This is a genomic window from Catellatospora paridis (assembly GCF_009720365.1).
Classification (GTDB): Bacteria; Actinomycetota; Actinomycetes; order Mycobacteriales; family Micromonosporaceae; genus Catellatospora; species Catellatospora paridis.
Genome location: NZ_ML769320.1, coordinates 1 through 17,897 on the forward strand (window position 1 = coordinate 1; position 17,897 = coordinate 17,897).

General features: G+C 73.7%; 13 protein-coding genes and 1 pseudogene. 3 read left to right on the plus strand and 11 right to left on the minus strand.

Annotated elements, in window-relative coordinates:
- The 10 genes and pseudogenes from F9C41_RS22570 to deoC form a co-directional block, all read right to left on the minus strand.
- Positions 1-1,052 (minus strand): annotated as a pseudogene (locus F9C41_RS22570) (transposase); the annotation flags it as partial.
- Positions 1,053-1,111: 59 nt separating this feature from the next.
- Entirely contained in the window at positions 1,112-1,942 is an 831-nt protein-coding gene (locus tag F9C41_RS22575) for a DNA primase (protein WP_155388833.1), read from the minus strand.
- Between the two features lie 71 nt (positions 1,943-2,013).
- A complete protein-coding gene (gene cydC / locus F9C41_RS22580; RefSeq protein WP_230689897.1) occupies positions 2,014-3,762 on the minus strand; it encodes a thiol reductant ABC exporter subunit CydC in 1,749 nt (582 codons plus the stop codon).
- Complete coding sequence (gene cydD, locus F9C41_RS22585) at positions 3,759-5,408, minus strand: thiol reductant ABC exporter subunit CydD (protein ID WP_407924726.1); 1,650 nt, start codon at positions 5,406-5,408, stop codon at positions 3,759-3,761. The genes cydC and cydD overlap by 4 nt, the downstream gene beginning before the upstream one ends.
- A 27-nt stretch (positions 5,409-5,435) precedes the next feature.
- On the minus strand, positions 5,436-6,914 hold the full coding sequence (locus tag F9C41_RS42050; protein WP_155388835.1) for a SigE family RNA polymerase sigma factor: 1,479 nt from the start codon (positions 6,912-6,914) through the stop codon (positions 5,436-5,438).
- A 65-nt stretch (positions 6,915-6,979) separates the two neighbouring features.
- Complete coding sequence (locus F9C41_RS22595) at positions 6,980-7,984, minus strand: acyl-CoA dehydrogenase family protein (RefSeq protein ID WP_155388836.1); 1,005 nt, start codon at positions 7,982-7,984, stop codon at positions 6,980-6,982.
- Positions 7,985-8,093: 109 nt separating this feature from the next.
- The gene (locus F9C41_RS22600; RefSeq protein WP_155388837.1) at positions 8,094-9,197 is read right to left on the minus strand and encodes a hypothetical protein; all 1,104 of its coding nucleotides are present in this window, start codon (positions 9,195-9,197) and stop codon (positions 8,094-8,096) included.
- Between the two features lie 170 nt (positions 9,198-9,367).
- Positions 9,368-10,189, minus strand: coding sequence for an aldehyde dehydrogenase family protein (locus tag F9C41_RS22605; RefSeq protein ID WP_155389015.1), 822 nt, complete (start codon positions 10,187-10,189; stop codon positions 9,368-9,370).
- A gap of 73 nt (positions 10,190-10,262) precedes the next feature.
- Positions 10,263-11,693: an aldehyde dehydrogenase family protein gene (locus F9C41_RS22610; protein ID WP_155388838.1), complete on the minus strand. Its 1,431-nt coding sequence runs from the start codon at positions 11,691-11,693 to the stop codon at positions 10,263-10,265.
- A gap of 2 nt (positions 11,694-11,695) precedes the next feature.
- Positions 11,696-12,643, minus strand: coding sequence for a deoxyribose-phosphate aldolase (gene deoC / locus F9C41_RS22615; protein WP_155388839.1), 948 nt, complete (start codon positions 12,641-12,643; stop codon positions 11,696-11,698).
- 146 nt (positions 12,644-12,789) lie between these two features.
- On the opposite strand from deoC, the gene F9C41_RS22620 reads away from it, so the two are divergent.
- Together F9C41_RS22620 and upp are read left to right on the plus strand one after the other, a co-directional pair.
- Positions 12,790-14,229 (plus strand): glycosyltransferase, encoded by a 1,440-nt coding sequence (locus tag F9C41_RS22620; RefSeq protein WP_230689933.1) that lies wholly within the window; start codon positions 12,790-12,792, stop codon positions 14,227-14,229.
- Between the two features lie 80 nt (positions 14,230-14,309).
- Positions 14,310-14,942, plus strand: coding sequence for a uracil phosphoribosyltransferase (gene upp, locus F9C41_RS22625; protein WP_155388841.1), 633 nt, complete (start codon positions 14,310-14,312; stop codon positions 14,940-14,942).
- 171 nt (positions 14,943-15,113) lie between these two features.
- Here the strand turns inward: upp and F9C41_RS22630 are convergent, their stop codons facing one another.
- On the minus strand, positions 15,114-15,845 hold the full coding sequence (locus F9C41_RS22630) for a class I SAM-dependent methyltransferase (protein ID WP_155388842.1): 732 nt from the start codon (positions 15,843-15,845) through the stop codon (positions 15,114-15,116).
- A gap of 204 nt (positions 15,846-16,049) precedes the next feature.
- Here F9C41_RS22630 and F9C41_RS22635 point away from each other — a divergent pair, with 204 nt between their 5' ends.
- Positions 16,050-17,774: a hypothetical protein gene (locus tag F9C41_RS22635; RefSeq protein WP_155388843.1), complete on the plus strand. Its 1,725-nt coding sequence runs from the start codon at positions 16,050-16,052 to the stop codon at positions 17,772-17,774.
- Positions 17,775-17,897 lie beyond the last annotated feature (123 nt).

The window sequence follows — 17,897 nt, forward strand, 5'->3', positions numbered from 1 at the left end:
TGCACCGGGCGCGGCTGCGCGGGGGCGGCGTTGACGGCGGTGGGCTGCACGCGGCGGCGGGCGCCGGTGGCGGCGGCCATCGCGGGCGGCGCGGAGGTGACGGCTACGCCGGTCCGCCGGGCGGGCTGGGCCGGGGCGGCGGCCGCAGGCGGGGCCATCCGCTCGGCGAGCGTGTCGATGATGGCGGCGCCGGCGGCGTCGGATGAGCGCACGGCGGCCACGCTGTGGCGCACGGAGTCGGCCACGGCGGCGGTCAGCTGCTTGCCGACGGCGTTGCGGCGGGGGGTCTCGGCGATGGCGACGCGCAGCGCGGTGACCGCCTCCAGGGCGGTGCCGCTGTCGCAGACGCCGTCGGCGACCAGGCGCGCGGCGACGGTCTCGGCGGTGGCGCCGTTGTCGCGGTTGCGGGAGCCGGACTGCCCGGCCAGCATGCCCGGCTCGGGCAGGGCCTCGAGCACGGCCAGGGCGACGGGCGCGGCGGGGTCGGGATAGGCGCGCAGGGCGGCCGGGTACAGCTCGCGCAGCACCTCGCGCAGGGCCACCGCGGCGGCGTGCCGGCCGACGGCCAGCGCCGCGTGCGCGGCCAGCACCGGCTTGAAGGCGACGAACTCGCGGGGCGCGGGACCGACCACCGCGGACAGGGCGCCGGCCTGCAGTGCGCGGGCGAGCCCGACGGCACGGCGCTCGTCGGGGGAGGAGTTGGCCTCGTCGAGGGACTCGTCGTCGGCGAACCGGTCGGCGAAGTCGTCGGCGGACTCGTCATCGGTATACGCGATCGCCCGGCCTGACGCGGCGAGCAGCGAGATGACCTGCTGGTCGTCGCTGTCCGCGGCCACCGTGACCATCGTCGAGCCGCCGAACCTCTCCGCCAGCAGCGACGTCACCAGCGCGTAGCCGGCGGGATCGTCGTTGATGACGCAGAACTCCAGCAACCTGCCGGAGTCGTCGACAACGGCGACGGTCAGCCGGTTCACGGCCGCCGCAAGGTTGTCCCCCGCGTCGACCTCCGGATCTGTCGACGCGATACCGCAGTACACCCGCACGAGCGCCACGGACTCGTCCTCCTCCCGGACCCCTCGTGTGCCAAAGACTGATGTTCCCTGGTTAGGGGTCAGTCGCGCCAGTCCACAGCGCCAGAGATCTTGCCAATAATCGAGCGCCAGCCGATGGATGCCTGCTCTGCCCCGATTTTCTTCAGCTTTCGCTTCGCGAAGAACGCACCGAGACCGCCCTCTTCCGAAGCGCGCAGCGCCTCGTCGAGGTCGTCGAGCGGGGAACCCGGGGAGAGCGCCACCATGACCGGCTTGAGGCGCAGAGCGTAGCTCACGTCCCTGGCAAACTCCCCAGCGCGCAGCACCAGCTCGGCATCCCAGGCGTCCGGGCCGCCGCGCAGGTTCTCCACGACCAGGTCCAGTTCGTACGCATCGTCCTCGCCCGCGACCACGTCAGTGACCTTGACCGACTTGGCGAGCTTCGACCAGCCTTCGAGCTGCTTCATGTCGTGCGGTGCGCCGGAGCGCACGAAGTCGGACAGGCCCTTGGCCGACAGGAACAGCAGCAGGCGGCCCTTGTGCGAGAGGAAGACGGGCACCTCTTCGTCGGAGACGGCGGCGGCGTCCTCGTCGTCCTCCTCGGCGTCGGAGTCCTCCTCGGCGGACTCCACGGCGCGCTCGGCGACCTCGTCCTCGGCGGGAGCCGCGGCGACCTCGTCGAGGGCCTCCTTGGTCCACTGGAACTCGGGCAGCTCCTCGTCATCGGCGACGCCGATGGGGCGGCCGGTGCGACCGGCGAAGATCGCGTCGTCGTCCTCGCGGTCGGCGATGTCGGTCGGGGTCAGCTCGCTGGCGGGACGGTACGCCCGCAGCGTCAGTCCGACCTTGCCGCCGGGCAGGGCTACCTCGACCGGCGAGACCTGGTACTCGTCCCAGAGCGTGCTTGCCACTGCTGACCTCCGCCGTTCAGCTGCCGACCTCTACCGGGTCGGTGACTCTCCGCACACCCTAGTGGTTCGGGTCAGCCCCCGTGCGCCCGCACCCAACCCTGGGTTCCGCGCTCCCTCACGCTGCCGCCGTCCAACACCAGGACCTCGTCGAACGCGTCGAGACCGGTCAGCCGGTGGGTCACCAGCACCACCGAGCGGTCGCCGCGGTGCGCCAGCACGGCCGCGAGCACCGCGTCCGCCTGGGCGGGATCGAGGCCCTCGGTGGGCTCGTCGAGCAGCAGCACCTGCGGGTCGGCCAGCACCGCGCGGGCCAGCGCGAGCCGCTGCCGCTGGCCGCCGGACAGCTCCGCGCCGTCTTCGCCGACGCGCACGTCCAGCCCGTGCGCGTCCACCCAGTCCCCCAGCCCGGCGGTCCGGCAGGCGGCGACCAGCTCGCCGTCCGTCGCGCCGGGGCGCGCCAGCAGCAGGTTGTCGCGCACCGAGGCGTGGAACAGGTGCGCGTCGGCCAGCAGCCCGGTCACCGCCGCGGGCCACCGCTCCCGGTCGTACGCCGTGATCGGGGTGCCGTCGGCGACCACGCTGCCGGTGTCCACGGCGATCGCGCCGGTGAGCAGGGCGAGCAGGGTGCTCTTGCCCGCGCCCGACGGGCCGACCACCGCGACCCGGCGACCGGGCGGCAGGTCGAGGTCGATGTCGTGCAGCGCGGGCGGGGCGTCGGCCCGGTAGCGCACCCCCGCACCGCGCAGCCGCAGATGTACGGAACCGTCCGGGACCGGCAGCCCGCCGGACGCGCCGGTCGCCGGCTCGCCCAGCAGCTCGGCGACGCGGCGCAGGCTGCCCTGGATCTCGGCGCCCTTGCGGGCGGCGGCCAGCAGCGACAGCGCCAGCTCCCCGGCGGCCAGGGTGGCCACCGCCAGCACCGCGAGCCACACCCCGGGCAGGCCGCGCGACATCGCGGTGATCATCACGGCCATCGCGGTCACCCCGCCGAACGCGGTCGCCGCGGCGTCCACCGCGAACGAGCGCCGGGCCAGCGCGCGCTCCACCCGGGCCAGCTCGTCGGCGTGCGCCGCCCCGCGGGCCTCGTACTCGGGGCGGGCGCCGAAGGCGGCGAGGTCGGCCGCACCGTGCACCAGGTCGACGGTGTCCACCGCGTACGCGGCGCGCAGCGGGGCCAGCCTGGCCGACCCGTGCCGGGCCAGCCGGGCGGCGAGCAGCGGCAGCGCCACGCCGGTGACCAGCAGGCCGGCCAGCAGCACCAGGGCGGTGGCCGGGTCGGCGAGCAGGGCCGTGCCGACCGCGGCGACGGCGACCAGCCCGGCCGCGGCCATCGGCAGCAGCACCCGGATCACCAGGTCCTGCACGGCGTCCACGTCGGAGACCATCCGGCTGAGCGCGTCCGCCCGGCGCGCCGGGGGCCGGTCGACCAGCGCCGCGAAGATACGGGCCCGCACCTCGGTGACCATGCGCAGCACGGCGTCGTGGCTGGCCAGCCGCTCGCCGTAACGCAGCACGCCGCGGCCGATGGCCAGCGCCCGGACCAGCACGATGGCGATCGACAGCGCGATCAGCGGCGGCTGCCCGGCCGCCGTGGCGAGCAGCCAGGTCGCGGCGGCCATGAGCCCCAGGCCCGCCGCCTCGGTCCCGGCCGCCAGCAGCCCGGCGCCCACAAAACGCCACCGCAGGGGGTACGCGAACGCCAGCACCCGCCGCATCGCCGCGTCACCCGGCACACCGCGCCCGCGCACCTCGCCATGTTCGGCTTCCGGCAGGTCGGCGCGGGGCGCGAAGGCGTCGGGCGAGGCGGCGGAGGTGGTCATGCGGTCACCAGTTCGTGGAGGGTGCCCTGGTCGACGCGGACCACGCGGGTCGCCGCGGCGAGCAGGGCCGGGCGGTGCGCCACCAGCAGTGCGGTCCGGCCTTCGACCAGGGACAGCGTCGAGGAGACGACGGCCTGTTCGCTGGCGGCGTCGAGGCGGGCCGTGGGCTCGTCGAGCAGCAGCAGGGGAGCGTCGCGCAGGAAGGCGCGGGCCAGCGCGAGCCGCTGCCGCTCGCCGCTGGACAGGCCGTGCCCGCGCTCGCCGAGCACGGTGTCCAGGCCCTGCGGCAGCGCGTCGACCACCGGGCCGAGCGCGGCGGCGCGGGCCGCCTGCGCGATGCTCTCCCGAGGGGCGTCCGGCGTGCCCAGCGCGATGTTGGCGGCCAGTGTGTCGGCGAACAGGTGGGCCCGCTGCGGCACCCAGCCGAGCTGCCGCCGCCAGCCGTCGAGGTCGAGTTCGGCCAGGTCCGTGCCGTCCACCAGGATCCGGCCCGCGGTCGGCGTGGTGAAGCCGAGCAGCAGGTTCAGCAGCGTGCTCTTGCCGCCGCCGCTCGGGCCGACCAGGGCGATCCGCTCGCCGGGCCGGACGGTGAGGTCGACGTCGCGCAGCGCAGTGGTGCGCTCGTACGCGACGGTCACCCCGCGCAGCTCGATCGGGCCGCCGCGCGGTGCGGTGCGGGCACCCCCGGCCGATCCGCCGTCGGCGGCCGCCAGCAGGGTGAACGCCTGGTCCAGCGCGGTCAGGCCCTCCATGCTCGCGTGGAACTTCGTGCCGGCGGCGCGCAGCGGGGCGTACGCCTCCGGGGTCAGCAGCAGCACGGTGAACGCGGCGGCCAGCGTCATGCCGCCGCCCAGCAGCCGCAGGCCCACCGGCACCGCCACCAGCGCGACCGAGATCGTGCCGACCAGCTCCAGCACCAGCGCGGACAGAAAGGCGATGCGCAGCGTGCGCATCGTCGCCTCGCGGTGCCGGTCGGCCATCTCGCGCACCGCGGCGACCTGCGCGCGGGCCCGGCCGAACGCCTTCAGCGTGGGCAGGCCGGACAGCATGTCCAGGAAGTGGCCGCCGAGCATGCTCAGCCGCCGCCACTGGCGCTCGGTCGCGACGCGGGTCTGCCAGCCGACCAGGATGCCGAAGATCGGGATGAGTGGCAGGGTGACCAGCACGATCACCGCCGAGGCGAGGTCGGCGAAGGCCAGCATGGCCAGCACCCCGACCGGCACCGTCACGCCCAGCACGAGCTGCGGCAGGTAGCCGGTGAAGTAGCCGTCCAGCGCGTCGAGGCCCCGCCCGGTGAGCGTGGCCAGCTCCCCCGCCCGCTGCCCGGCCAGCCAGCCCGGCCCGCGGCGGCCGACCGCGCCGAGCAGGTCGGCCCGCAGGCTCGCCTTGACCGTGGCCGCCATGCGCGCCGCCACCACGCCCAGCCCGCTGGTGAGCGCCGCGCGGGCAGCCAGCGCGAGCAGGAACACGGTGATCGCGGCCGGGTCGAGCCGCAGCTCCACCGCGGCGGCCAGGGCTCGGGCGAGCGCGGCCGCCGCGGTGACGACGGCGATGGCGACAGCCGCCCCGAGCACCCCCAGCAGGACCACGTCACGCCGGGTGGACGGGACCTGCCGGAGCAGACGGGGATCGAACGGACGCGCCACGCTGTCCATCGTGCCCGATGGCGTGGGTCACTGCCCCGCAGGCCCGGCCACCGTGATGCTCTCGGCGAACCGGATCAGGTCGGCCTCGCTCAGATCACTCCTGCTCTGCATGATCAGCAAGACGCGCCGCTCGTCGAGCAGGATCGCCAGGTCGGTGGGTTTGCCCTCACCGCCCCTGGTCAGCTGGGCGGGGCGCCCGCCGACCGTCAGCGAGCTGGTCATCGGCACCAGACTGGTGTCGGACCCGACATGGACGCAGACGCCTTCCGGGTCCTGGGGCGCCAGCCGCGGTTCGCGGCTCAGGCAGACGTGCCGCGCGTCGAGGCTGCTGACCTCGTACCCGTTCGGCATCAGCGTGTAGGTGAGCTGCGGCGTGGCGGTCATCCGGCCGGGCTTCAGCTCGCGGGCGATCCGCTCGACCTCCGCCACGGTGAGCAGGCCGCCGAAGCTCTGCACGGTCACCCACCGGCCGTCGCGCCGCCAGGTCAGGCCGACCTGGAGCTCACCGTTCTCGTCGGTGCCCGTGCGCAGCGTCGCCGTCACCCCGTTCACCTGGGTGCTCCTCGTCTCGGCGGCCTCCCAGTCCCAGTCGTACGCGGTGGGCCCGGCGTAGACCAGCAGCTTCCGCGGGTTGCCGAGGCTCTCCACGCCGGTCATGTCCAGCGCGGAGACGACCTGCAGCGGGCCGGCCTTCGCAGGCACGAAGCCCGGCTGGTACGGGAACACCGGCAGCACCTCGGCGGCCGGCCGCGGCACCAGCACTGACGCGGTCGTGGCCGACGGGCCGGCGCTCACCGACGGGCCGGCGCTCACCGACGGGCCGGCGCTCACGGGCGGCGTCGGTGTCGGGGTGATCACGGGCGGCGGCTGCTGCCCGCGCCAGAACGGGGTCAGCACGACCAGGGCGACGAGCACCAGCGCGGCGGTCGCGGCCAGGGCCGCCCGGCGGCGCAGCCGCACCGCGCCCGCCCGGCGGTGCACCGCGTCCACGGGCACCCCGGCGAAGGTCCGCTCGTCGGCGGGCAGCGGCGCCGGCGCGCTGAACTCCTCGCGCAGCGCGGCCAGGCCGCGGGAGGCGTGCACCCGCACCGTGGCGGGCGAGCAGTCCATCAGCTCGGCGATGCGCGCGTCGTCCAGGTCCTCGAAGAAACGCAGCACGAGCACCGTGCGCTGGCGGCGGGGCAGCGTGCCCAGCAGTGCCCACAGCTCGTCGCGCACCGCGTGCCGCTGGGCGAAGTCGTCTGCGTCGGCGACGTCCGGCGGGGTCTCCAGCGGGCGCTCCCGGTGCGACAGCCGCCGCCACCAGGACGAGTGCGCCCACACCAGGGCCTTGCGCAGGTATGCGTCCGGGTTCTCCGCCTCGATGCGGTCCCAGCGGTGGTACGCCTTGGCCAGCACGTCCTGCACCAGGTCCTCGGCCAGGTGCCGGTCGCGGCAGAGCAGGTACGCGAAGCCGACCAGCGGCCCGGAACGGGCGCGGACGTAGTCGTCGAACTCCGGGTGCACGGGCGTCTCCTCAGCCGGGTGAGCGGGGGTCTCGCGGCTAAGACGCCACCGGGCGGGCGCGTTGTTTACCGGTGCGCGGAGAAATCTCCGATCCGGGTCAGCAGGGCGTCGCGGATGGCCGGGCGGTTGCCGAACACCAGCAGGAACGCCGCCTCGCGCAGCAGGCGCTGGGCGTGGTTGTCGCGCAGCACCGCTCGCGCGCCGGTCTGCACCGTCAGCCGCGCGGTGGCCCGCAGCACCAGGTCGGAGGCGGCCGCGCGGGCGGCGGGCAGCGCGTTCGCGTCCGCGGCGAGCAGGGCGGCCCGGGTCACCGCCAGTTCGGCGTCGAGCGGGCTCGGCCCGAGCAGGCGGCAGCACCGGTTCACCACACCGAGCGCGAGGAAGCCGTTCAGCGCCGAGCCGCTCGCGTCCGATGACGACCATTTCGCGTACGCCTGCACGTCGGCGAGCCGGTCCGCGGGCACGAAATGGCCGTCGAAGCGCACGTCCACGGTCCGGCTCGCCTGCACCGCGACCAGCTCCAACGGCGTGGTCACCAGGGTCGGCGCGTCGGCCGCGTCGACGAACAGGAAGTGCACGTCGTCGTGTTCGTCCCGGGCGGCGGTGTACAGCGTGTCGATCATGTCCCAGCCGGTCACCCACGGCACCACCCCGTCGAGCAGGTAACCGCCGTCGACGGCGCGCACCCGCATCGGCGCGGTGGGGCTGCGCAGCCCGGCCAGCGCGATCCCGGCCCGGCGTACGCCGCGGGCCAGGGGTTCCAGCCAGGACTCGCGGATGCCGGGACGGTCGCTGCCGGCCGCGGCCAGGACCGGGCCGTGGTGTTGCAGCCAGACGAACGCGGTGGTCAGGCACCCGCCGGCCAGGCTCTCCAGCAGTGCCGCGAGCAGCGGGAGGTCCCGGCCGAAGCCGCCCGATGACGCGGCGACGCCGTAGAAGCCCTCGGCGGCCAGCAGGTCCAGCTGGGACGCGGGCACCCGGTCCGCGCCGTCCACGGCGAGCGCGGCCGGGAAGAGGATCTCGTCCGCGATCTCCTGCGCCCGCGCCCGCAACCTGGCTGCGTCATCCATGCGGTCCCCCTTCACCGACCCAGGATCGCAGAGCGCCCGCCGCGCCGAACGGATCCCGCATGGTTCGTGCCGCCGGGGCGACACCGGCCGCGCCGGATCCACCGAGTGGTCACGGGGTACGGGGGCGGATCTCGTCGCTCGGGTCCGGGTCGATGAACAGGCCGCCCTGCACCCCGATGAAGCGGTAGCTGACCTGCCGCAGGGGCCACAGCACCCAGGGGCGCTCGGCCGCGTCGATCGGGCGGCCGTCGGCGTGCCCTGCCGCGCCGACCAGCACCCAGGAGTACGTGGTGGACAGCACGGTGATCGTGTCGCCGGTGACGCCGACCGGGGTGAGCCCGCGCGGCAGGCCGTCGCGCACCTCGTCGGCGGTCTCGTCGTCGGCGTACAGCACGGCGCGCAGCGTCGCGACCGCGTCGCTGTCGTCGGTGGTGTACGTCGCGCGTACGGTCAGGTAGCAGTTGCGCAGGTTGAGCAGGTTGTCGTCGGGCAGGACCCCATCGCAGCCGCGCTGTTCGGCAGCGGTGACCCGGACGAGGCGGTCGTCGTTCATGGTCAGTTCGGCGGGGAAGACGTCGGTGGCGCGTACCCAGGTGGGTTCGCTCCTGTTGACGGCCAGCGGCAGCGCCGCGGTCATCAGCACCACCGCGCCGACCAGCGCGACCGTGTTGTAGCGGCGGTCGACCGCCGGCACCGCCCTGCCCACGAACACCAGGACCAGCAGGAACAGCAGCACCGCACCGGCCCCGCCCAGCGCCCACAGGATGCCGGCGTCCACCGCTTCGCTGCCCGGTCCCTTGACCAGGCCCGACAGGTCGCGCTTGCGGCCGGGGAGGAAGGTGAGGGCGACCAGGCCGACCACGGCGGTCGCGGTGCCCAGCGCCACCCGCCCGCGTTTGGCGAGCCGGTTCCACAGCGCGGCCACCAGCAGCAGCATCGCGGCGGGCGTGGTGACGATCAGCCATCCCGCGGCGGTCATGCCGGCGGTGGAGCAGGCCGACAGGTCGCAGGCGAGGCCGAGCACGGCGGAGCGCACATACCCGCCGAGGCGGATGTAGGCGATGACCGCGCCGAAGAAGCCGAGGACGGCCAGCAGACTCCACAGGCACCCGAAGCGCGAACTTGCGCCGCTGCCGGCCACCCGCTTCGCGGCACGGCGATCCGCCTTGCCGACGTACTCGATCGGGCCGCTGCCGGGGGTGGGGCTGTTCATGATCGGCCACCCTAGCGAACCCGCGCACGCCCGACCTGCCGCTGCCCGCCCTCGTCGCCGACCAGGCGGCCGCGCCCGATCCGGACGCCGCCACGGCAGCTCAACGGCTCGAGATGTGAGGAAGGGCACCTTCTGCATCGTATGGCGATGTGAAGGTGCCCTTCCTTCGTTCACATGCCCTTGGGGTGCCAGACGGTCTTGGTTTCGAGGTACGCCGTCATGGGGGCGAGGCCGGGGTCGGCGGTCCAGTCCAGACCGGCGGCCGGGCGGCGGACCCGCTTGAGGGTCTCCGCGGCGGCCTGCTCCAGCTCCAGGGCCAGCTTGGCGTCGGCGACGCCGGTCAGGTCGAGGCCGTTGACGTCGCTGTGCGAGGCGAGCCACGGGGCGACCTCGGCGGCCGAGCCGGTGAGGATGTTGACCACGCCGCCGGGGACGTCGGAGGTGGCCAGGACCTCGGCCAGGGTGATCGCGACGCGCGGGGCGTCGGTGATCACGATGACGGTGTTGCCGGTGGCCATCGCCGGGGCGATGACGCTGACCAGGCCGAGCAGGGTCGGCGTGGCCGGCGCGACGACCGCGATCACGCCGCTGGGCTCGGGCGAGGAGATGTTGAAGTACGGTCCGGCGACCGGGTTGGCCCCGCCGACGACCTGCGCGAGCTTGTCGGTCCAGCCCGCGTACCAGACCAGCCGGTCGATCGCCTCGTCCACCTCGGACGCGGGCACCTCCAGCGCGGCGAACTCGTCGCGGCGGCTCTCCAGCATCTCGGCGACCCGGTAGATCACCTGGCCCTTGTTGTACGCCGTCGCGCCGGACCACTTGCCGAATGCGGCCCGCGCGGCGAGCACGGCGTCGCGGGCGTCCTTGCGGGAGGCCTGGGCGGCGTTGGCCACGAAGTGCCCCTTGCTGTCGGCGACGACGTAGGTGCGGCCCGACTCGCTGCGCGGGAACGCACCACCGATGAAGAGCTTGTACGTCTTGCGTACGGCCAGCCGCGGCGCGGTGACCGTGGCACCGGCGGTGACCCGGGTGGCGGAGGCGACGGAGTCCGCGGACTCCTTCTTCTTAGCCGGCAAGGTAGGCCTCCAGCCCGTGGCGGCCGCCCTCGCGGCCGTAACCCGATTCCTTGTAACCGCCGAACGGCGAGGTCGGGTCGAACTTGTTGAACGTGTTCGCCCAGACCACACCGGCCCGGAGTTGGTCGGCGATGGCGAGGATGCGGGAGCCCTTCTCGCTCCACACCCCGGCCGACAGCCCGTACGGCGTGTTGTTGGCCTTCTCGACCGCCTCGCCCGGGGTGCGGAAGGTCAGCACCGACAGCACCGGCCCGAAGATCTCCTCGCGGGCGATGCGGTGCGCCTGGGACACGCCGGTGAAGATGGTCGGCGCGAACCAGAAGCCGCGCTCGGGCAGCTCGCACGCGGGCGACCAGCGCTCCGCGCCCTCGGCCGAGCCGATCTCGGCCAGTGCCTTGATGCGCGACAGCTGCTCGGCGGAGTTGATCGCGCCGACGTCGGTGTTCTTGTCCAGCGGGTCGCCGACGCGCAGCGTGGCCATGCGCCGCTTGAGCGACTCCAGCAGCTGGTCGGCGACGGACTCCTGGACCAGCAGCCGGGAGCCCGCGCAGCACACGTGGCCCTGGTTGAAGAAGATGCCGGTGACGATGCCCTCGACGGCCTGGTCGATCGCGGCGTCGTCGAAGACGATGTTCGCCGCCTTGCCGCCCAGCTCCAGGGTGACCTTCTTGTTCGTGCCCGCGACCGCGCGGGCGATGATCCGGCCCACCTCGGTCGAGCCGGTGAAGGCGACCTTGTCCACGTCAGGGTGGTTGACCAGCGCCGCGCCGGTCTCGCCCGCGCCGGTGACGATGTTGACCACGCCCGGCGGCAGCTCGGCCTGCTGGCAGATCTCCGCGAACAGCAGCGCGGTCAGCGGGGTCGTCTCGGCGGGCTTGAGCACCACCGTGTTGCCCGCGGCCAGCGCCGGGGCGATCTTCCAGGCCAGCATGAGCAGCGGGAAGTTCCACGGGATGACCTGCCCGGCCACGCCCAGCGGGCGCGGGTCCGCGCCGAAGCCGGCGTACGGCAGCTTGTCGGCCCAGCCCGCGTAGTAGAAGAAGTGCGCCGCGGCCAGCGGCACGTCCACGTCGCGGGACTCCTTGATCGGCTTGCCGTTGTTCAGCGACTCCAGCACGGCCAGCTCGCGGCTGCGCTCGGCGATGATCCGCGCGATCCGGAACAGGTACTTGGCCCGCTCCCGGCCCGGCATCACGCCCCAGACGTCCTCGTAGGCGCGGCGGGCGGCCTTGACGGCCCGGTCCACGTCCGCGGTCGACGCCTCGGCGATCTCGGCCAGCACCTCCTCGGAGGCGGGGGAGATGGTCTTGAAGCTGCCCGCGCCGTCGACGAACTCGCCGTTGATGAACAGCCCGTACGACGGCTGCAGCTTCACGATCGAGCGCGACTCCGGCGCCGGAGCGTATTCGAATCTGCTCATGATTAGTCCAGGGTGAAGTAGTCGGGGCCGCTGTAGTGGCCGGTGGCGAGCTTGGTGCGCTGCATCAGCAGGTCGTTGAGCAGCGTGGACGCGCCGAACCGGAACCAGTCCGGGTCGAGCCAGCCGTCGCCGGCGATCTCGTTGACCATGACCAGGTACTTGATGGCGTCCTTGGTGGTGCGGATGCCGCCCGCGGGCTTCACGCCGACCTTGCGGCCGGTGCTGTCGAGGAAGTCCCGCACGGCCTCCAGCATGATCAGCGTGACGGGCAGGGTGGCCGCGGGGGCGACCTTGCCGGTGGAGGTCTTGATGAAGTCGCCGCCCGCCAGCATGGCCAGCCAGGACGCGCGCCGCACGTTGTCGTAGGTGACCAGCTCGCCGGTCTCCAGGATGACCTTGAGGTGGGCGTTGCCGCAGGCCTCCTTGATCGCCGTGATCTCCTCGAAGACCTCCAGGTAACGACCGGACAGGAACGCGCCCCGGCTGATCACCATGTCGATCTCGTCGGCGCCCGCGGCGACGGCGGCCCGGGTGTCGTCGAGCTTCACCTTCAGCGGGGCCTGTCCCGACGGGAAGGCGGTCGCGACGCTGGCCAGGTGGATGCCGGAGCCGCGCAGCGCCTCGTGGGCGGTCGGCACCATCGACGGGTACACGCAGATCGCCGCGACCGGCGGGCAGGTCGGGTCACCCGGATCGGGCTGGCGGGCCTTCGCGCACAGCGCCCGGACCTTGCCGGGGGTGTCCGAACCCTCCAGCGTGGTCAGGTCCACCATCCGGATGGCTAGGTCGATCGCCCACGCCTTCGCGGTCGTCTTGATCGAGCGGGTGCCCAGTCCGGCGGCGCGCGCATCGGCGCCGACCCGGTCGACGCCGGGCAGGCCGTGCAGGAAGGTCCGCAGCGCCGCGTCAGAGCGCGTGACCTCGGACAACGGTGAGATGGTGGCCGTCATGCCGCGAAGTCTACGCGGTCTCATGAATATCGATCTTGTCCATGTCGTGGGATCGGCGGAAGGGTGGCCGCCGTCACCACATCCCCCCGACATGCCGTGTTCACGCCACATCAACACTGGTCACCGACCGTCTTGGTGTGCGAATCATGCACTTCACCGACACGTACCTGCCGCGCCGCGACGGAGTCGTCACGTCGCTGCGAACGCTGCGCGCGGCCCAGGCCGCCGCCGGACACGACGTGCACTGCGTCGTCCCGGCCCACAAGGACCAGCAGGACGAACCCGGCCTGCTCCGGGTGCCCGCCCTCGCCTGCGGCGTCGCCGACCTGCGGCTGGCCCGCTGGGCACTGTGCGCCCGGAGCACGCGCGAACAGCTGGTCGCCGACCTCGCCGCATACCGGCCCGACGTGGTGCACGTGCACACGCCCGGCCCCGCGGGGCTGCTCGGCGTGCTGCTGGCCGCCCGGCTCGGGGTGCCGCTGGTCCAGACGTACCACACCGACCTGCACGCCTATGCCGAGGCGTATCGCGTGCCCGGCTGGGCGCTGCGGCTGCTGCTGCGCCTGTACGCGGGACGGCTCGGGGTGCCCGCGGCCCTGCGCGGCGACCGCGCCGCGGTGCTCAGCGAGGGCAACCGGCTGCTGCTCGGCGACGCCCGCGCGGTGGTCGTGCCGACCCGGGCCGTGCTCGACCGGGTCGCCCTGCCGGTGCCCGCGCAGCGGATGGCGCTGATCCCTACCGGCGTGGCCGAGCGGCCGGCGTCGCGGGCCGAGGCCGGGGCGTTCCGGGCCGGGCACGGCATCGGGCCGAAGGACCCCGTGGTGCTGTTCGTCGGACGGGTCAACCGGGAGAAGGGCGTCGACCTGCTGGTCCCGGCGTTCGCCCGGGTGCTGGCGGCGACGCCGAGAGCCCGGCTGGTGCTGGTCGGCGCGGTCTACGAGCGCCGCTGGCTGGCCCGGCTGCTCCGGGCGGCCGGACCCGGCGTCGCCGACCGGGTGGTGCTGACCGGGCAGCAGCCCCCGCACGTGGTGGCCGCGGCGTACGCGGCGGCGGACGTGTTCGCCTTCCCGTCGCGTACCGACACGCAGGCCCTCGTGCTGCAGGAGGCCGCCCTCGCCGGGCTGCCCGCGGTGCTGGCCGACCCGTCCCTGCACCGCTACGGCACCCTCGACGGCAACGCGGTGCTGGCCGAGCCCGACCCGGCCGCGTTCGGTGACGCGGTGCTGAAGCTGCTCACCGACCGCCGGGCCGCGCGCCGCCTCGGTGCCGCCGCGCGGGCCTGCGCGGCCGGCCACACCCCGCAGCGCTACGCCGAAGCGATGTGCGCGGTCTACACCGCCGCCCACGCCCCGGTCCGGACGGCCGTGGCCACGCCCGACCCGGTGGCTCACGCCGCCCTCGCTCCGGCCCCGGTGATCCCCGCCGGACCGGCGCCCGCCCCGCTCGGCCCGGCGCTCGGCCCGCTCGTTCCCGCCGCCCTCGTGCCGGATGCGCCCGGTCGTGCCGTACACGTGGCGGACGCGCTGGTCGCCGCGGCGCAGGGGGTGGACGACCGGGTCCGTCTGGCGGCGCACGGGGCGGGGTGAGCGGGACTTACACCACGGAGGTTGCGCCCGCGACACCGGTTGGCACGACGCGGGCGGCTACGGGCGGGTAGTTTCACGTCGTGGACGTACTCGTCGTTGATCACCCGTTGGCCCAGGCCCGCCTCACCGCCATGCGCGACTCACGCACCGACTCGAGCAGCTTCCGGGCCGCGTTGCACGAGCTCACCACCATGCTGGCGTATGAGGCCACCCGCACCTTCAAGGCCGACACGTTCCCGGTCGAGACCCCGGTCGCGACCGCGGTGGGCACCCGCCTGGCGAACCCGCCGCTGCTGGTGCCGGTGCTGCGCGCCGGGCTCGGCATGGCCGACGCCGCGCTCAGCCTGCTGCCCGAGTCCTCGATGGGCTTCGTGGGCCTGGCCCGCGACGAGCACACCTTCGAGCCGCGTGCCTACATGGAGTCCCTGCCCGGCGACCTGACCGGCAAGCCGGTCCTGGTCCTCGACCCGATGCTGGCCACCGGCGGCTCGCTGGAGCACTGCTGCCGCCTGCTCGCCGACCGCGGCTGCACCGACATCGTCGTGCTCTGCGTCCTCGCCGCCCCCGCCGGCATCGACCGCCTCCGCAACTCCGGCCTCCCCCTCCGCATAGTCACCGCCTCCATCGACGACCACCTCAACGACCAGATGTTCATCGTCCCCGGCCTCGGCGACGCCGGCGACCGCCAATTCGGCGGCATGCCCCGCTTCTAGGGTCGATACGCGTTGATCATGAACTTATGGCACGGCTCGGCGGCGTGTCGCCGCCATAGGTTCATGATCACCTAGCTGCGGGCGTGACCCGTTGCTGGTTGATCATGAGGTTGTTCCCGCGACACGCCGCTGACCCGTGCCATAAGTTCATGATCAACCCGGGGAGGGTTGTCAGGCTGGGCGGCGGAGGACGGCCAGGACGGACTGGCCGAAGGGTGGGCGCAGGCGGGACTCGAGCCAGCGGGTGACCGGGGTGACGAGGGAGTCGTAGACGCGCATCATGACGCCGCCCTTGGGGGACATGCCCAGCAGGCGCGCGGTGATGAAGTAGCAGATGAAGCCGAGCGAGTTGACGTACTCCATGCGCTCGACGGTCAGGCCGGCAGCGGTCGCCACCTCGGTGAGGGCCCGGCGGGTGTAGCGCCGCCAGTGGCCGGTCGCCACGTCGACCTTGCTCATCGCGATCGGGAACGCGGGCACCACCAGCACCATCGGCGCGCCGGGCTGGATCAGCCGGGCCATGCTGCGCAGCGCCGCCACGTCGTCCTCGATGTGCTCCAGGACGTTGTAGCTGACCAGGGCCGTGTGGTCGCCGCAGGAGTCGGCGGGCAGCAGCAGCTCGCGGGCCTCGACCCGCGGGTCGTCGGCGAAGCGCTGCTTGAGGTCGACCAGCCGCTCCGGGTCTGCCTCGGTGGCGGTGAAGCGGTCCACGTGCGGCAGCCACTCCAGCACGTAGTCGCCGAGCCCGCTGCCGACCTCGATCGGATGCGCGCCGAGGTAGGGGGTGGCCATGCCCGCGAACCAGGTGCGGTGGTTCACCGCCTCGGCCAGGCTCTCCAGCACCGCGGCCTGGATCTTCTGGTCCCCGGTGAGGAGGCTCGGCTCCGTGGCGTATGACGTCATCGACTGCATCCGTCCGATAGCTGCAACGAGAATTGGTTTCCTATTTGTCCCCAGCTTTCAGGGCTAATCCGGACAGATTACCTAAATGCCGTACATTCGACGCTCGTGAAGACCGAAATTCAGGAGTGGCACCGGGTAAGGGCCACCCCCGCCGAGCGCACCCGCCCTGCCGATAACCGCGTTGACCAGCGACGACGCGTCAACGTGAACATCGCCGTGGGAGCCGGGTTCCTGTTCGCGGCGATGCTCGTGACGTCCGGACTGTGGAAGGACGGGTCGCGCGCGCTGCTCTCCACCAACATCCCTGACCAGGTCTTCTTCCAGTTCGTGCTACGCCACGGCCTCGACGTGCTGACCGGCGACGCCGCGCCGTTCTTCACCACGCGGATGAACGCCCCGCACGGGGTCAACCTGATGGCGAACACGGTGATCCTCGGCCTGGGCATCCCGCTCGCGCCCGTCACCGCGATCTGGGGACCGCAGATCAGCCTCGCGGTGCTGCTCGTGCTGGGGCTGGCCGGCACGGCCGCCGCCTGGTACTGGTTCCTGCGCCGGCACGTCACCACCTCGGCGGTGGCCGCGGCCGCGGGTGCGGCGCTGTGCGGCTTCGGCCCCGGCATGATCAGCCAGGCGAACGGGCATCCCAACTGGACCGCCCAGTTCCTGGTGCCGTTCCTGGTGCACCGGGCGCTGCGGATGGGCGAGCCGGGCCGCCGGCTGCGCAACGGCGTGCTGCTCGGGCTGCTGGTGACCGCGCAGGCGTTCGTCAACGAGGAGGTGCTGCTGTACACGGCGCTGGCCAGCGCCGCCTTCCTCGCCGCGTACGCCGCGGTGACCTGGCCCGCGCAGCGGGCGGCGATCCGCCCCGTGCTGGCCACGGCCGCGATCGCGGCGCTGGTCGGGGGCGCGCTGCTGGCATACCCCCTGTGGTCGCAGTTCTTCGGCCCGCAGAGCTTCCGCGGCCTGCCGCCCGGCGCCTCCGCCTACGGCGCGGACCTGGCCAGCTTCGCCGCCTTCCCGCGGCTGTCGCTGGGCGGCAACGTCGACGCGGTCCGCCTGCTCGCGCCCAACGCGGCCGAGGAGAACACGTTCCTCGGCTGGCCGCTGCTGGCCGTGCTCGGGCTGGCCGTGGCGGGCTGGCTGTGGCAGCGGGCGCTGGTGCGGGCGCTGCTGGCGACGGGCACGCTGTTCGCGGTGTTCGCGATGGGCAAGCAGGTGTTCGCGGGCGGCGAGCGCACCGCGCTGCCCGGGCTGTGGCGGCCGCTGGGGCAGCTGCCGCTGCTGGAGTCCGTGGTGCCGGTCCGGTTCGGGCTGGTGCTGCTCCCGGTGGCCGGGGCGCTGCTGGCGCTGGCGATCGAGGCCGTGGCGCGGCTGCCGCGGTTGGGCGAGCTGCCGGTGCGGCGGTTGGCGTACGCCCTGATCGCCCTGGCGCTGGTGCCGCTGCTGCCGCTGCCGCTGCTGACCCATCGCGGTATGCCGGTGCCGCGATTCATCACCGAGGGGACCTGGCGGGCGTACGTCCCGGCGGGCCGAACCCTGGTCACGGTGCCGTTGACCAGCAGCAGCCACAGCGACGGCATGCATTGGTGGGCCCAGTCCGGAGCGGACTTCGCGTTCCCCGGCGGCTACTTCATCGGGCCGGACCGGCAGCCGGGCACGGCCACGTTCGGGCCGCCGCCGCGCCCGACCGACCTGCTGCTGAAGGCGGTCGCCGAGGGCGCGAAGGTGCCGCGGGTCACCGGGCGGATGCGCGACGGACTCATCGCCGACCTGCGCTTCTGGCAGGCGGGCGCACTGGTCCTGTCCGATCGCGAGCCGCGTGCCGAGGTGCTGCGCAAGTTCGTGGCAGACCTGGTGGACGACGAGGGTATGCGCACCGGCGGCGTCACGGTCTGGGAGGTCGCCCCGCTCGTGACGCCCACGACCTGACCGCCCGCCGGAGTGCGACCGCCTCCGAACAGCCTGCCATTCTCCCTGGTCAAGGCCGTGGAGCGTGAGAAGGGCGCCGTAACAGCCCCAGACGCGGGGGAGGCGCCCCGCCAAAGTCGTAGG

Coding starts and splice junctions, on each gene's coding strand:
- cydC (WP_230689897.1), bottom strand. CDS start 3,762: ATGACCACCTCCGCCGCCTCGCCCGACGCCTTCGCGCCCCGCGCCGAC.
- F9C41_RS22595 (WP_155388836.1), bottom strand. CDS start 7,984: ATGGATGACGCAGCCAGGTTGCGGGCGCGGGCGCAGGAGATCGCGGAC.
- F9C41_RS22600 (WP_155388837.1), bottom strand. CDS start 9,197: ATGAACAGCCCCACCCCCGGCAGCGGCCCGATCGAGTACGTCGGCAAG.
- F9C41_RS22610 (WP_155388838.1), bottom strand. CDS start 11,693: ATGAGCAGATTCGAATACGCTCCGGCGCCGGAGTCGCGCTCGATCGTG.
- deoC (WP_155388839.1), bottom strand. CDS start 12,643: ATGACGGCCACCATCTCACCGTTGTCCGAGGTCACGCGCTCTGACGCG.
- F9C41_RS22620 (WP_230689933.1), top strand. CDS start 12,790: ATGCACTTCACCGACACGTACCTGCCGCGCCGCGACGGAGTCGTCACG.
- F9C41_RS22630 (WP_155388842.1), bottom strand. CDS start 15,845: ATGACGTCATACGCCACGGAGCCGAGCCTCCTCACCGGGGACCAGAAG.